Consider the following 14,629-nt stretch of genomic DNA (forward strand, 5'->3'; position numbering starts at 1 on the left):
CGGGGCGTTGATTTGTGCTCTCCGGGCACTCCAGGCAGTCTGCGTCACATGGACGAATCGAACAAGAGCCTTGATGACCTGGTCCGCGACGAGCTGGGCGAGGAACCGTCCCAGGAAGCCAAGGACTACGCCCGACAGCTGTACGAACGCTTCCGGCTTCCCGCGTCGGCCGACACCGGCGACGCGGACGAGTCGGTGACGGCGGGGGAGTGACGGCGACGCACGGTTCAGGCGCGGCGGCGTACCGCCGAGGCCGTCGGGAGACTCCGGTCACCGACGGTTCTCAGAGCGGATCGCCGTCGCGCTCCCACACCAGCTCGAACCAGACCCTGCGCCCCATCCCGTCGCCGCGGGGCTCGGTGCCCCACGCGCTGGAGAGCGCCTCGACCAGGTCCAGCCCCCGACCGTGTTCCTCGGTGTCGTAGGGGTCCCGGTGCTGGGGACGCGGCGACTCCTCCAGGTTGCCCAGGTCACGCACCTCCACCCGGGCCCACCCGGGGGCCTGGTGCACGCAGACCTCGAACTTTCCCGTCGCCCGGCCGGACGCGCTGTGGGTGATGGCGTTGGTGGCGAGCTCACTGGTCAGGAGGGTCACCGTGGTCAGGTCCGGACAGGACGCCAGGTGGCGCGCCACGAACCGGCGCGCGTAGGCGATCTGGCTCGGCAGGCCGGGAAACCGGCGCCTGACCGGTCTCGTGGCGGTGTCGGTGTTGTGTGGAGTGGGCTCTTCCATGGATCTCGTCGGACCTTGAAACGGACGGGACGTGGAACGCGGGGACGAGAGCGGGTCCGGCGATGAGGGGGCGGTCCCAGGGGCGGGAGCGTGTTGGGTGACCAGGGGACCCTGGGCTGCGGCGGTGTCACACATGGTGGGTTTCACTTCCCGATGACGTGTGTGCGCGGCGGGCGGGGCAAGGTGCGCCGGGCCCTCGTGGCGTCCATGCCCGCGGATGCGGGTCACGGCGCGGTACTGACACACGGATCGGTGCCCCCTGGGTCAGGGAGGGAAGTGGTCTGGTGCCACGGGGCGCGCGGTGTGCGGGGGTCGGCGTGTGGAACGGGAGGAGCCGCGGGGCTCCCCGCCGGACGGGGGTGGGGCCGAGGGAAGGCCCGTCATGGTTGGTCATGTTTGGTAAGGGATGTGCCCCACGACACTGGAGGGCGTATTCGCGCTTAGCATACGCTCTGTACCTCCTCCGAAACCCGGTCGACCTGGCCTGGACAGAATATCCCTCGCTGACCTGGAAAAAGAGGAGAACTGGTGAGGTCGTGACGAGGATCTCGAGCGGGCTACGGCGGTGTTTCGTGACTGGTGGGGCTCACGAGGCGAGGTAACGATTCTGTGAAGGTCTTCTGAATTTTGGTGCTTCGCACGGTCTTGTGCCCGGGATGTCCGAAGCGACAGGGTGGGGCCCATGCCCACCCGTCACCCTCCACCGCCCGAGGAGCCGCTTCGCGGCGGGGCGGGGCACCCTCAAGCGACGCCTGCGGCGCGGCGTTCCCCTCTTCGTCACCCTCCACCGCCCATGGGCCGCTTCGCGAGTCTGTGGGGCACCCTCAACGGTCGCCTGCGGCGCGGTGACACTCCCAACGGCCGTTCGCGGCGCGGTATCCTCTCCGGCTCCCCCTTGCCCTCTGGGCTGGGGGTCGAGATCGACCGTTCCGTCCGTCTCGCCGATGAAGGGCACGTGCTTCTGGGCGGACACCCCCCACGCGCGCTCCGACTCACGACCGGCCAGGCCAGCGCGCTGATCCGCTGGTCGAGCGGGGCCGCCCCGACCGGCCGTGCGGAACGGATCCTCGCCCGGCGCCTGATCGACGCGGGGTTCGCCCACCCCCGTCCCGTGGACACCGCGATCCCCGTCGGCCCCGCGACCGTGGACGTGGCCATCGTCGGCCCGACCTCCCCCGCCGACCTGGCCCGCACGCTGGACGACCTCGCGACTGCCTACCCCGACCTGCGTCCCGTCGTCATCGGCGCCGCTGGTGCGAGCGGGTGGGCCGCCCGGAGCAGAGGGGCGCGGACCGTCCCCGGCCCTCCGGGCGGAACGGCTGCCCTTGACACCGCGCTGGGCGCGTGCACCGCACCCCACGTGGCGCTCGTGGCAGCGGGTGCGCGCCCTGGCCCCGGCTGGCTCGAAGCGGCCCTGGGACACTTCGCCGACCCCGGTGTGGCGGCTGTCCTCCCCCGTGCGCTGACCGCTCGGGCCACCGCCCCCACGTATCTGGAGATGACCGTGGCCGCCGTCGCCGCCGCCCGGATCGGGGCCGATCGCGGAGCCGACCCGGCTCCGGTTCCGCCCTGGGGGCACGCGACCGGCGGACGGGGACTGCCGGGAGCCGCGAACGAACACACCCGTGCCGACCCCCTGAGCCCCGTGCGCTCGGTTGTCCTGCGCCGGGCGGCCGTCGACTCCGATCTCCTCGCCTCCGACCTGGACGAAGGCGCCGAGCTCGACGCGCTGTGGTGCCTGGTCGAACGCGGGTGGTCGGTGCGCTACGAGCCCCGGTCGCGGGTGTGGGTCCCGCCGGTCGAGGCTCTGGGCGGCTACCTGCGCGCGTGCTTCACGCGCGGTGCGTCGACCGGGCCGCTCACGCGGCGCCGCGGCCAGCGCGCGGCCGGACCCGAACTGCCCTGGTCCAGTGCGGCGGCCCTCGCCCTCCTGTTCGCCGGACGTCCGGTGCCGGCGTTGGGCGCGATGGCTCTCGGAACGGCGTACGGCGCGTGGCGGCTCTCCGGTGGCTCGGGGACCCGGTTGCCGGAGGCGGCGTTCCTGTCGGGACGGGATCTGGTGTCCGCGGTCGGAACCGGGGGCCGGTGGGTCCGGGGCGCCTGGTGGCCGGTGTTGGCCGCGGCGGCGGTCGGCGCGGGGGCGGCCGACCGGAGGAGGGGGGCAGTCGTGGGCGCGATGCTCGTCCTGCCGCATCTGGGGGCGTGGCACCGGGGTCGGGGTGTGGCCCCGGTGGGCCCGGTGACCTGGACGGCCCTGGGAGTGGCCGGGGACGCCGCCCGTTCATTGGGTACCTGGTGGGGTGTGGCGAGGTCGGGGTCGGCGGCCCCCCTCCTACCGCGCCCGAGGGCGGCGGAGCGGTCGGCGCGACCCGTCGGAGGGGGATGAGTGTGAAGGTGAAGTCGCCTCCGGACGTTAGCCATCGTTAACTTCAACTACTCACAGTAGTTGGATTCGGTCCTGCTATAAGGGCGGTTAATGACATCCCTGGCGTCAGTGGCTGGGGGTGTGGCGATGCCAGGATGGTGACTGCGACGTGCAGGTTTCCGGAACGTTTCGCCATTTTTTCGCTGTTGTCCCGTTTTGTGAACTTTGGCCGATATGCCGCACACTTGCTGTCGGCTCGATGGTGTAGGAGCTTGTTTTTGCAGGTCACTGTGGTTGATGGTGGCGGTGTGGTGCGTGTCTATCACTGTGAGTACAAGCCTTGACAATTCGCTCGGAGGATGGGGCTCAAAGTGGCACCGTTGTCTTTTCTTGATGGGTCGGTGACCTCCGAGTGTCCAGTCGTCCCGCAGACTCTTGACATTCCGGTCACGGACCGTGAATCGGAAGGAAGCGTGTTTCGTCGGTCACTGGGTGTCACCTCGCCAGTGGTCCCGGGATCGCGAACGCTTAACGGTGGGATCCACCCGAGCAACGCGCCCCCGGTGCCACGGACATACCGGTCACGACCAGTCGGAACCAATGACGAGCGCCGGGCTCGGTGTGAGGTTCGGAGATAGTTTTGGGCAAGTTCCTGGCCAGGCGGCTACTGAACTACGTCGTGTTGATCTTTCTCGCGACGAGTTTCGCCTACCTGCTCGCGGCCACCAACCTGTACCCACGCGGGTACTTCGAGCAGATGCAGCCTCCACCGTCCCCTGAGGCGGTCAACTCCCAACTGGACGCGCTCAACCTCAACGACCAGACGCCGATCGCGCAGCGCTACGTCACATGGATGAGCGGTGTCCTCGTCGGCGACTTCGGGCAGACCATCCAGGGTGGTGACGTCACCTCCCAGATGTGGCTGAAGGCCGGGGTCACCCTGCGCCTGATCACCGTCGCCACCATCCTCGGCAGCGCCATCGGCATCATCATCGGGGCCTACGCCGCCGTACGCCAGTACCGGGGGTTCGACAAGGCGGCCACCGCCGCGTCGTTCTTCGTCCTGTCGGTGCCCACCGTCGTCATCGCGCTCTCCGTGCAGGTCGGAGCGAACGCCATCAACGACTTTCTCGGCTTCCAGTTGCTGACCTACTCAGGTGAGTACTCGGCGGGCTTCCAGGGCAACGGGTGGGAGTTGTTCCTCAACCGCGTTCACCACGCGATCCTGCCCACCTTCGTCCTGGCCGTCGCGCTGTTCGCCGCCTTCGCCAGGTACCAGCGGAACATGATGCTGGACGTCCTGGGCGCCGACTTCGTACGCACGGCGATGGCCAAGGGGCTGACCCGCAGGGCGGCTCTGTTCAAACACGCCCTGCGCACGGCCCTGATCCCGACCATCACCTACTTCACCTTCACCTTCGGCGCCCTGGTGTCCGGGGCGACCTTCACCGAGAAGATCTACGGCTGGCACGGCATGGGCGCCTGGATGATCGACTCGATCTTCAGCCAGGACGTGCACGTCGTGGCCGCCGTCTCCTGGTTCATGGCGATCACGATCATGGCGGCGTCCTTCCTGTCGGACATCCTCTACGCCTGGCTCGACCCGAGGGTGCGGGTGTGACCGTGACACCGATCCACCGCATCCCCACCCGCCACGTTCCGTCCCGCATCGCCGCGGCGCCCCTGCTGGAGACCACGCCATGAGCACGACCCAAGAGAGCACGGAGTCCGTGAAGGCGCCGACCGTGCCCCCGGCTCCCAACCGGTTCAAGGACCTGGGCCGCCAACTCCTCGGAACCCGGCGCGTCATCGTCGGCCTCGTCCTGCTCGCCCTCCTCGCGCTGTTCGCCTTCGTCGGCCCGCTCGTCAGCGGCTGGGGGATCGGTGAGCGCGACTTCGGCGACATCCTCGGCGGGCCGTCCGCCGACCACTGGATGGGCACCAACAGCACCGGTCAGGACATCTTCACGCAGACCACCGCGGGCCTGCGCAAGTCCCTGATGATCGGTCTGCTCGTCGCCGTCCTCACCACCGGGGTCGCGGCCGTCGTGGGCTCCTTCGCCGGGTACTTCGGCGGTTTCGTCGACAAGGGCCTGATGTGGGTGGCCGACCTGGCCCTGGTCCTGCCCAACTTCGTCATCCTGGCCATCCTGTCCACCCACTTCTCCGGTGACGGCGGCTGGTTCGTGCTGGTCATCCTGCTGGCCGTGTTCAGCTGGATGGTCACCTCCAAGATGGTCCGCGGACTGACCATCTCACTCCGTGAACGCGAGTACATCCACGCCGCCCGGTTCATGGGCGTCCCCCCGCACAAGATCATCCTGCGCCACATCCTGCCGAACATGTCATCCCTGCTCATCGCGGACGCCACCATCATGGTCAGCGCCGCGATCATCGGGGAGACCGCGCTCAGCTACTTCGGTCTGGGTGTCCAGGCACCCGACGTCAGCCTCGGCGTCGTGATCGCCGCCGGTTCGCGGTTCGCCACCACCGCCTGGTGGATGTTCGCGTTCCCCGCGCTGCTGCTGGTCGTCATGGTGCTGGCCGTGAACATGATCGGGGACGGGCTGCGCGACGCCCTCGACCCGTCGTCCAAGTCGCGCCGGTCCTAGGACGTGCTCCGTGAATACTCGCCCTCCTGCGCGTCGCCCCAGCGGCACTCTCGCCGCGTTCTCATCAGTCGACAGCCAAGCCCGGGCTGACTCCTTCTTCGGCCTTGCGATAGCACCACCGGATACGCCGCTCGTGACGGACGGCATCCACAGAACACGTCCTGGGGGAGACAGACACACATGAGCACTGACACCGTGACGACCACCGACGCCGTGCCCGACGGGCGCGCGGACGGCGCCCCCGTCCTGGAGGTCACCGACCTCACCGTCACCTTCCCCGGCATGAACGGCAACCCCGACGTGCGCGCCGTGCGCGGCGTCAGCTACGCGGTCCGCCGAGGCGAGGTCCTCGGTATCGTCGGCGAGTCCGGCTCCGGCAAGTCCGTCTCCTCGATGGCAGCCATGGGCCTGCTTCCGGACCACGCGAAGATCACCGGGTCCGTCCGCCTGCACGGCCGGGAGATCCTGGGCCTGGACGACCGCGACATGGCGCGGCTGCGGGGCAAGGTCATCTCCATGGTCTTCCAGGACCCGCTGTCCGGACTCACCCCGGTGTACACGGTCGGCGACCAGCTCGCCGAGGCGGTGCTGGTCCACGACCCCAGGACTCCCAAGGACAAGGCCAGGGCCCGCGCCGTCGAGCTCCTCGAACTGGTCGGCATCCCCAACGCCGAACAGCGGTACCGCTCGTTCCCGCACGAGTTCTCCGGCGGTATGCGCCAGCGCGTCATGATCGCGATGGCGATGGCCAACAACCCCGACGTCATCATCTGCGACGAGCCCACCACCGCGCTGGACGTGACCATCCAGGCGCAGATCCTGGAGCTCCTGCGCACCGCGCAGCGCGAGACCGGCGCCGCCATCGTGATGATCACGCACGACCTGGGCGTCGTCGCCGGGTTCGTCGACCGCGTGCTCGTCATGTACGCGGGCCGCCCCGTGGAGATGGGCACGGTCGACGAGATCTACTACGGCAGCCGGATGCCCTACACCATGGGCCTTCTGGGCGCGGTTCCACGAATGGACCTCGACCGCCAGGGCGCGCTCGTCCCCATCAAGGGGACCCCGCCGTCGCTGTCGTCACTGCCTCCGGGGTGCCCCTTCGCGCCCCGGTGCCCGATCGCCCGGCCCGAGTGCGAGTTCGCCGAGCCCGACCTCCTGCCGATCGGCGACCAGCCGTCCCCGGAGGTGCTCCGCGCCCTGCACGACGGCGGGTCCGTCCCCGCCGACGAGAGCGATCGGGACACCGGAGGACACCGGTCCGCGTGCGTGCGGTCCGGTGAGATCGCGGAGCACGAGTGGACGGCCCGGGACATCTACCCGGTCCCCGAGATCCCCGAGGTGCCCGCCTCCTCCGTGCGCAGGGAGGACCGGGCCGAGATGCTGCGGGTGGACGGTCTGATCAAGTACCACCCGCTCACCAAGGGCACCGTGTTCAAGCGCAGGGTGGGCACGGTCTACGCCGTGGACGGGGTCGACTTCGACATCAGGGAGGGGGAGACCCTCGCCCTGGTCGGCGAGTCCGGCTGCGGTAAGTCCTCGACCCTCATGGAGATCATGGGGTTGGAGCGTCCGCAGAGCGGCACGGTCGAGGTCATGGGCCAGGACGTGGCCGGGCTGAACCGGCCCAAGCGGTTCTCCCTGCGCAGGGACATGCAGATCGTGTTCCAGGACCCGATGAGTTCGCTCGACCCGCGCATGCCGGTCTTCGACATCATCGCCGAACCACTGCGCACGCACGGCGTGTCCGCGGCCGAGGTCGGCCGGCGTGTGTACGAGCTGATCGACCTGGTCGGCCTCAACACCGAGCACGCCACCCGGTTTCCGGCCGAGTTCTCCGGCGGCCAGCGCCAGCGCATCGGTATCGCCCGCGCACTGGCCCTGGAACCCAAGCTGCTGGTGCTGGACGAGCCCGTGTCCGCCCTGGACGTGTCCATCCAGGCGGGTGTGGTCAACCTCCTGGAGGAACTCCAGGCCCGGCTCGGTCTGGCCTACCTGTTCGTGGCACACGACCTGTCCGTGGTCCGGCACATCGCCGACCGCGTCGCGGTCATGTACCTCGGCCGCATCGTGGAGATCGGCGACACGCACTCGATCTACACCCGGCCCTCACACCCCTACACCCAGGCGCTGCTGTCCGCCATCCCCATCCCCGATCCGGAGAAGGAGCGGACACGCACGCACATTGTCTTGGACGGTGACCTGCCCAGCCCCGCCAACCCACCAACGGGGTGCAGGTTCCGGACCAGGTGCCAGAAGTTCATCACTCTCTCCGAGCACGAGCAGGAGCAGTGCATGACGGTCGAACCGCAGATCCTCCCCACCAACAGTGGCGACCAGGGCGCGGCCTGCCACTTCGCGGAGGGACGGCAGGCCGTCTGACGGCGGTTCGACACGGCACGGCCAGCGCCGCCCCGCGCGCTGGTCATCTCACCCCTGAGAGGAAGATCCCCATGCGAATCGGGAAGGTGCGCTACCTCGCCCCCGTCGCCGCTCTGGCGCTGGTCGCCAGCGCGTGCGGCGGTGGCGGCGAGGAGAACGACCCCGAGCAGGCCCAGGAGGAACTGGCGGCACTGCCCGCCCAGGACCTCAACCCCGCTCCCCGTGAGGACCTCAAGGACGGCGGCGACTTCGTCTGGGCCCTCACCAACTACGACGAGCAGCACAACATGGCGCACACCCAGGGCAACATGGCCAACGTGCGCCGTGTCGCCGGTGCCGTCATGCCGCGCGCGTTCCGCTGGGACGCCGAGGGTCTGCCCCAGCCGATCACCGACTACGTCCTGGACGCCCAGGTCAGCGACGACGGCCTGGAGGTCGTCTACGAGCTGAACCCGGACGCCGTGTGGTCCGACGGCGAGCCGATCACCTCGGCCGACTACGAGGCCCAGTACCTCACCTGGTCGGGTCAGCGCGACGGCGACTTCGAGCTCGGCGGCACCACCGGCTACGAGCTGGTCGAGGAGTTCGTCGAGGGCGACGACGAGTACTCCTTCACCCTCGTCTACTCCGAGCCCTACGCCGAGTGGCCCTCCCTGTTCTCCCCGCTCTACCCGGCGGAGTACATGGAGGACGAGGAGCTCTTCGAGGAGGGCTACTTCAAGGACTACCCGGTCACCGCTGGCCCGTTCGGCGACGTGGAGTTCGACGACACCACCGAGCGCATCACCGTGAACCGGAACGACGACTGGTGGGGCGAGCCCGCCAAGCTCGACCGGATCATCTTCGACGCCATGGCCATCGACGGTCAGCCGACCGCGTTCGACAACGATGAGATCGACGGGTTCTACCTCGGCTACGACGCCGCCGGGTACCAGCTGCTCCAGGACCGCGAGGGCAACGGCGCCTACTTCACCCGCGCCGTCAACCACGGTCACCGCTTCGTCTCGGTGAACGCCGGCAGCCCGGAGCTGGAGGACGTTCGCGTCCGTCAGGCCCTGGCCCTGGGGATCAACACCGACACGCTCGCCGAGGCCGCGCTCGGCCCGATCGAGTGGCCGATCACCGGCCAGGTCAACCGCCTGCTCCGCTCCACGCAGTACGGCTTCGAGGACAACAGCGGAGAGCTCGGCGGATACGACACCGAGCGTGCCGCCGAGCTGCTCGACGAGGCCGGGTGGACCCTGGAGGAGGGCGCGGAGTTCCGGACCAACGAGGACGGCGACACCCTGACGCTGACCTGGGTGGCCTCCGACGACTTCACCCTGGCCCAGAACGAGGCCGACATCGGCCGCGAGATGCTCGCCGAGATCGGTGTCGAGGTCGACGTCCAGCAGGTGCCGGGCAACGCCCTGTTCTCCGAGTACGTCATCCCCGGCAACTACGAGCTCGCCACCTTCGTCTTCGTCGGTTCCAACCCCTACCCCGGTGACGCCGCGGGCAACTACGGCGGCCCGGTGAGCGGCGAGGGCGAGGACGCGGAGTGGGGCAACAACCTCAGCTTCCACTCCACGGAGGAGATCAACGACCTGTTCAGCCAGCTCCAGGGCGAGACCGACCCGGACCGCTATGCCGAGATCGCCAACGAGATCGACGCCGCGGTGTGGGAGGAGGTCCTGACCATTCCCATGTTCGAGCGTCCCGGTCTCTGGGTCATGGACGAGAACCTGCGTAACTGGGGTGAGTACGGCGTGGCCTCCGACTACGTCTACGAGGACATCGGTTGGCTCGCCGAGTAGGGGCGTGACCGCCGCGACACGGTGAACACCCGGGCGCCGGCCTCCGCGAGGGGGCCGGCGCCCGCAGCTGTCCCCGGTGCCGATCTGCGGGTTCACGTGTCAAGGGGACCTCGGGTTGGGACTCGGAGGCGGGCTGTGACAGTCTCTTGACGTCCGAGAGACCCCCCGGTTCCGTTCGTTGGAAAGCCCTCGATGAGACTTCACCCCTTCGCCGCCGCGTGTGCGGCGGCGCTGCTGTGCTCCGCGCTCGCCTCCTGCACGAGCGGTGGAGAACCCGCCCAGGACACGGCCGGAGCACCGGTCGGAGCGGCCGCCGAGCCGACCGCGGGCGAGTCCGGGTCCGACGCCCCGGGGTCCGACGAGGCGGACGAGTCCAGTTCCCCGGAGGAGGCCGAGGAGGAGGAACCGGTCCGTGTCCCCGTGGGGTGGGCCGCAGAGTCCCTGGAGGCGGACGGGGACGAGCTGCCGGGAGTGACGGGAGGCGCCGACGGGGAGACCGTCACCGCCTCCGACGCCGACGAGCTGGCCGACCTGCTCGCCGAGGAGGAGCCCCTGACCATCGAGGTGAGCGGGCAGATCGACCTCGACGGCGCGATGGCGGTCGGTTCGGACAAGACCCTCGTGGGCGTCGACGGCGGCGCCGAGTTCACGGGTGGACGACTGGTGGTCGACGGGTCCGACAACGTCGTCCTGACCAACCTGCGGGTGGAGAGCGGTGGTACGGCCGTCGCGATCCGGGGCGGAGCGCGTCACGTGTGGGTGGACGGCTCCACGTTCGTCGGTGGCGGGGGTTCGGCCCTGGTGGCGGTCAGCGGCGGGGCCGACCACGTGACCCTGTCCTGGAACCACTTCCGGGACGCGGAGGCGGCGGTGGACATCGGTGGCGAGGACGAGGAACCCGGGACGCTGCGTGTGACGCTCCACCACAACTTCTTCGACGGGACCTCCGCCCGCAACCCGCGTGTCCGCGACGCCGAACACGTCCACGTGTTCAACAACTACTTCCGGTCCAACAGCGAGTACGGCGTCGACTCCGGCCTTGACGCCAACGTCCTGGTGGAGGGCAACTACTTCCAGGGCACGGCCCTGTCGGCCGCCAGCGGGGGAGAGGAACCCGGCAACCTGGTCACCCGGAACAACCTGCTCGTGGATTCGGCGCAGCCCGAGTTGCGCGGTGAGGTCCCCGACCCTCCCTACGACTACGAACCGGACGACACCGTGACCGTTCCCGACCTGGTTAGCATGGGTGCTGGTGTCAGCTGAACGAGTGGTACTCGTGGGTCTCGCCGATTCCGTCCGCCGACCGTAGGACGAGTCTTCGCGGGTACCCCTCCTCGTCGATCCACAGTTCGAACTCGGTGCCCTCCACGGCGGTGAGGGTGTTGCTGCCCGTGGCGGTGTCATAGCCGCCCCGCAGGGAGGTGAAGGTGCCGGTGTAGAGGTAGGTGTCGTGCGTGATGGTCTGCCCCGACGACTCGAGCTCCACCTTCTCCCCGCCGGCGAACACGAGGTCGGTGGAGGTGGCCAGGATCTCCTCCAGGTGGACCGAGACGAACGCGTCGGAGCACAGGTAGCGGTCGGCCTCGTCGGGCGGGTCCAGGACGACCAGCCCGGGCACTCCGACGTCGGCCGTCATCAGCAGCTGTCCGGCGCCCATCTGGTAGCGCTCCACCTCCGCTCCCGTGACGGTCCGGAAGACGTGTTCGAACTTCGGGTTCCGCCTGGCGTCGTAGACCACCCGTCCCGCACCCAGAACGTCCTCCGGCGCGGCGTCGGGAGGCGGCGTGGGGGCCGTGTCGCCGCCCCGCTCCTCCTGGCCCTCCCCCGGCGAGCCGGGCCGCTCGCCGGAACCGTCGATCTCGTACACGGAGAAGGTGATCCGGAACGCGCTGGCACCGTCCACGATGTCGGTGGCCACACCGATGAAGGCGCGGGCGTCATCGGGGGCCACGCCGTCGGCCGACGGCTCCGGAACGACGGTGACGGGACCGGGGCCGTCGGCGAGGTCTCGGGGTTGGGAACCGTCCACCACGGTGAGCTTGGTGACCACCCAGCCGGTCGCAACCACCGCGAGGCAGACCAGGACCACGGCCAGGGACACCCACCAGTCGGGGTGCGTTCCGACGGGGGCCTGGTCCTGCTCCAGAACGTCCTCGGCGGGTGAGGTGTCCGGTATCGACATCGACACGGGCTCGGCCTCGTTTCTGCGGTTCGATGAACGGCCGGTGCGGCCGCGGGGGGTTGTTGCGGACCGTCGTCGCCTGACTCCGGGGGCGTGTGTGCATGGGGTGTGACGTGGTGACTCACTGTTCCGTTCGATGGTGGCACGGATAGGGGGACCCACCGCCGCCACGAATCGAAACGCCCAGTGACCGCGTGGTGCCCTCGGTAGGGGCCCTGGGACACCGAAGATACGGGTCCGCGCACGTTCTCGTGGCGTTTCCGTGCACGTATCCGGCTCCGATCCGTTCCGTGACCGGGCGGGTGGTCGCTCTTGGTGTCCGAGTTCTGGCCGATTGTGGCCGGGGATCGGGTGGGGCTTTCGGGCATTCCTCGCGAAGGGTTCATGCCTGACCGCGAGGGGCGGTACCTGTGCGGCTGCGGCCGAACGGGGGAGCCCGGTGCCGGGTGCGCGGGGTGCCGGTCCACCGGATCAACCTCCCCTGAACGGATGTGGGCTCCCTCGGCCGCACCGACGGATCGCTCGTTCCACGTTCCGCCTCTGCTCTTCCGTGCAACGCCAGCCACGCGCGGTGAGTTCACCCGCGATCCGGGCGAGCAGCCGGTCCGGGCGGCGGCGGAGGTCGTGGGGGCTGATCGAGAGCACACTCCAGCCCTCGTCGCGCATGACCGCGTACCGCCACTCGTCCCTGATCAGGGCTCCGCGGTCGGAGTGGTGCTCCGCGCTGTCGTACTCCAGCGCCACGCGGAACTCGGGCCAGCCCAGGTCGGCGTGGAGCGTCCCCTCGACCGTGGGTACCGGGCACTGGGGGGTGGCGGTGGGCAGGTGGGCGAGGGACAGGAGGACCCTGAGGTGGGACTCGGCGGGGGACTGGCTGTGCTCCGAGGCCAGCCGTAGGGCCGACGACAGGCGTTGGAACCGCTTCCGGGGGCCTGCTCCGCACACGGCCCGGCTCAGCTGAGCCCGGCTGACCAGACCGCGTGCGAGGAAGGAGTCCAGTCGTGCCGTGGCCGCGGAAAGGGAGGGCGCCCGGGCGGCGACGTCGCAGGCGGTGCGTGTGGGAGTGGTGACCCGTACCGCCTCCACCAGAGTCCGGTCCGCGTCCGGGATCCGTTCCCGGTGCGCGGTCACGGCCTGGCGACAGACCCCCCTCACCCCGGTCGGGACGGCCACGTGGAGACGGGTCCTGGTGACCCGGGTGCCCCACGGGTAGGCGTTGATCCCCCAGACGTAGGCGGCGGTGACGTCACAGGTGACCGCGTCGGCGGAGATCAGTGCGAGGACGGGGCGGAGGGTGCGCAGTAGGAGGGAACGGTCGGGGACGGGGTCATCACTGTCGGTCATACATCCAGGTTCGGCGGTGTGGCCGCGCACCACAAGAGCCGGTCCGAACCTGTGGACGAGGCGAGCGTCAGAGCATGCGGCCGGGGCCCGCGGCCAGGTGGATGTGGTCGACGTGGTCCTGGGTGTTGTTCCCCGTGTCCTGGTGGAAGCGCCTGACCTGCTCCCACGGGCCCACGGGGTCCCGGGCGGCGTTCCAGATGTGGTGGTCGTAGATGAGGCCCTTGACCCCGAGCTGCTGGGCGTTCTGGATCACCCAGTTGATCACGGTCAGGGCCGTGGCGTGCATCTCGGCGGTGGGCCGGCCGCCGAGCCCGGCCATCATGTAGTCGACCGCCATCCCCTGGCCGTGGTCGCTGCCGGGTTCGTAGCGCCATCCCCCGGCCGTCAGGTAGAAGCCGCCGAACTCCTCCTGCAGTGTCTGGTGCACCGAGCACATGGTGGGGTCCAGTTCTCCGAGCGAGGGACAGTCCACGATGGTGCCTCCTGCGTAGGTGAGGGTGGGGTCGAACCGGTACCGCCCCTCCTGATCGATGAGATGCACGTCGATCAGTGCCCGGGCCGCGTCGAGGTCGTCGAGGTCGTTCTCCCCGCACGAGACGCGGCCGTCACCCCGGGAGCACTCGTAGGGCGGCTCGACGATGGCGATGGCGGAGGCGTTGCCGACGGTCGTGTCGGTCTCCTCCTCCGACCCGTCGCACACCACGTCGTTCCACGCTCGTGAAGCGTCCTCCTCCAGCTCCCGCTGGCAGATGGCGCCGCGCACCTCCACCCGGATGATGTTGCCGCTACGCCCCATGGAGTTGTCGCTCGCCCGGATATCCGTGAGCACCGCCCCGTTGGCACGCGCGTACTCGTCGGCGCGCGCCTGGGCGACCTCCTCGTCGAACCACGGCAGGGGGTACTCCCCGGCCAGGAGCTCCTCGGCGGCTTTGTCCTGGAGGGCGCTGGCCGCCGCGAGCGCCGCCGCGTCCGCCGCGGTCTGTGTCTGGGACCGTGAGTCGTTGGCGGCGCCGACCCGCACGAAGAGCACGGTGAGGGCGAGCAGGGCGAGTGTGAGACCGAAGATGAGCAGGATGTTGGCCTGACCGTGGTCGTCACGGCCCTGGAGGTGGCGGTGAGGGCGCGCGGAGGGCGTCGCGCGTGGGGAGGTCCGTCGCAGTCCCATGACTGACTTCCGTGGGGGAGGGGTCCCGCCCCGCGGACGCGGGGAGACCG

At 69.6% G+C, this 14,629-nt stretch carries 11 protein-coding genes; 7 read left to right on the top strand and 4 right to left on the bottom strand.

The features are described from left to right. Positions 1–48: 48 nt before the first annotated feature. On the top strand, positions 49–213 hold the full coding sequence (locus KIK06_RS01065; RefSeq protein ID WP_017599715.1) for a hypothetical protein: 165 nt from the start codon (positions 49–51) through the stop codon (positions 211–213). 70 nt (positions 214–283) lie between these two features. Here the strand turns inward: KIK06_RS01065 and KIK06_RS01070 are convergent, their stop codons facing one another. After that, positions 284–733 (bottom strand): ATP-binding protein, encoded by a 450-nt coding sequence (locus KIK06_RS01070; protein WP_017599714.1) that lies wholly within the window; start codon positions 731–733, stop codon positions 284–286. An 895-nt stretch (positions 734–1,628) separates the two neighbouring features. Between KIK06_RS01070 and KIK06_RS01075 the strand changes: the two genes are divergently transcribed. From KIK06_RS01075 to KIK06_RS01100, 6 genes are all read left to right on the top strand, one after another. Continuing rightward, the gene (locus KIK06_RS01075) at positions 1,629–3,119 is read left to right on the top strand and encodes a family 2 glycosyl transferase (RefSeq protein WP_268641531.1); all 1,491 of its coding nucleotides are present in this window, start codon (positions 1,629–1,631) and stop codon (positions 3,117–3,119) included. A gap of 619 nt (positions 3,120–3,738) precedes the next feature. Continuing rightward, positions 3,739–4,719 carry an ABC transporter permease gene (locus tag KIK06_RS01080; protein WP_017599712.1) on the top strand — a complete coding sequence of 327 codons (981 nt, stop codon included), beginning with the start codon at positions 3,739–3,741 and terminating at the stop codon, positions 4,717–4,719. A 79-nt stretch (positions 4,720–4,798) separates the two neighbouring features. Continuing rightward, entirely contained in the window at positions 4,799–5,710 is a 912-nt protein-coding gene (locus KIK06_RS01085; protein WP_017599711.1) for an ABC transporter permease, read from the top strand. A 180-nt stretch (positions 5,711–5,890) separates the two neighbouring features. Next, on the top strand, positions 5,891–8,092 hold the full coding sequence (locus KIK06_RS01090; RefSeq protein ID WP_268641532.1) for a dipeptide ABC transporter ATP-binding protein: 2,202 nt from the start codon (positions 5,891–5,893) through the stop codon (positions 8,090–8,092). 71 nt (positions 8,093–8,163) lie between these two features. After that, the gene (locus KIK06_RS01095; RefSeq protein WP_017599709.1) at positions 8,164–9,888 is read left to right on the top strand and encodes an ABC transporter family substrate-binding protein; all 1,725 of its coding nucleotides are present in this window, start codon (positions 8,164–8,166) and stop codon (positions 9,886–9,888) included. 192 nt (positions 9,889–10,080) lie between these two features. Further along, entirely contained in the window at positions 10,081–11,151 is a 1,071-nt protein-coding gene (locus KIK06_RS01100; protein WP_017599708.1) for a pectate lyase family protein, read from the top strand. On the opposite strand, the gene KIK06_RS01105 is transcribed toward KIK06_RS01100, so the two are convergent. From KIK06_RS01105 to KIK06_RS01115, 3 genes are all read right to left on the bottom strand, one after another. Further along, on the bottom strand, positions 11,144–12,070 hold the full coding sequence (locus tag KIK06_RS01105; RefSeq protein ID WP_268641533.1) for a hypothetical protein: 927 nt from the start codon (positions 12,068–12,070) through the stop codon (positions 11,144–11,146). The genes KIK06_RS01100 and KIK06_RS01105 overlap by 8 nt on opposite strands. A 471-nt stretch (positions 12,071–12,541) precedes the next feature. Beyond that, on the bottom strand, positions 12,542–13,414 hold the full coding sequence (locus tag KIK06_RS01110; protein WP_268641534.1) for a type IV toxin-antitoxin system AbiEi family antitoxin: 873 nt from the start codon (positions 13,412–13,414) through the stop codon (positions 12,542–12,544). 67 nt (positions 13,415–13,481) lie between these two features. Continuing rightward, a complete protein-coding gene (locus KIK06_RS01115) occupies positions 13,482–14,579 on the bottom strand; it encodes a pilus assembly protein TadG-related protein (protein WP_017599705.1) in 1,098 nt (365 codons plus the stop codon). Between the last annotated feature and the right edge of the window lie 50 nt (positions 14,580–14,629).

Origin of the sequence: Nocardiopsis sp. EMB25, assembly GCF_026797795.1 — a bacterium.
Taxonomy (GTDB): Bacteria; Actinomycetota; Actinomycetes; order Streptosporangiales; family Streptosporangiaceae; genus Nocardiopsis; species Nocardiopsis lucentensis.

What these genes read in the sequence shown, in the direction of transcription:
- KIK06_RS01065 (WP_017599715.1), top strand. Translation starts at nt 49, where the DNA reads ATGGACGAATCGAACAAGAGCCTTGATGACCTGGTCCGCGACGAGCTG.
- KIK06_RS01070 (WP_017599714.1), bottom strand. Translation starts at nt 733, where the DNA reads ATGGAAGAGCCCACTCCACACAACACCGACACCGCCACGAGACCGGTC.
- KIK06_RS01085 (WP_017599711.1), top strand. Translation starts at nt 4,799, where the DNA reads ATGAGCACGACCCAAGAGAGCACGGAGTCCGTGAAGGCGCCGACCGTG.
- KIK06_RS01090 (WP_268641532.1), top strand. Translation starts at nt 5,891, where the DNA reads ATGAGCACTGACACCGTGACGACCACCGACGCCGTGCCCGACGGGCGC.
- KIK06_RS01095 (WP_017599709.1), top strand. Translation starts at nt 8,164, where the DNA reads ATGCGAATCGGGAAGGTGCGCTACCTCGCCCCCGTCGCCGCTCTGGCG.
- KIK06_RS01100 (WP_017599708.1), top strand. Translation starts at nt 10,081, where the DNA reads ATGAGACTTCACCCCTTCGCCGCCGCGTGTGCGGCGGCGCTGCTGTGC.
- KIK06_RS01105 (WP_268641533.1), bottom strand. Translation starts at nt 12,070, where the DNA reads ATGTCGATACCGGACACCTCACCCGCCGAGGACGTTCTGGAGCAGGAC.
- KIK06_RS01110 (WP_268641534.1), bottom strand. Translation starts at nt 13,414, where the DNA reads ATGACCGACAGTGATGACCCCGTCCCCGACCGTTCCCTCCTACTGCGC.
- KIK06_RS01115 (WP_017599705.1), bottom strand. Translation starts at nt 14,579, where the DNA reads ATGGGACTGCGACGGACCTCCCCACGCGCGACGCCCTCCGCGCGCCCT.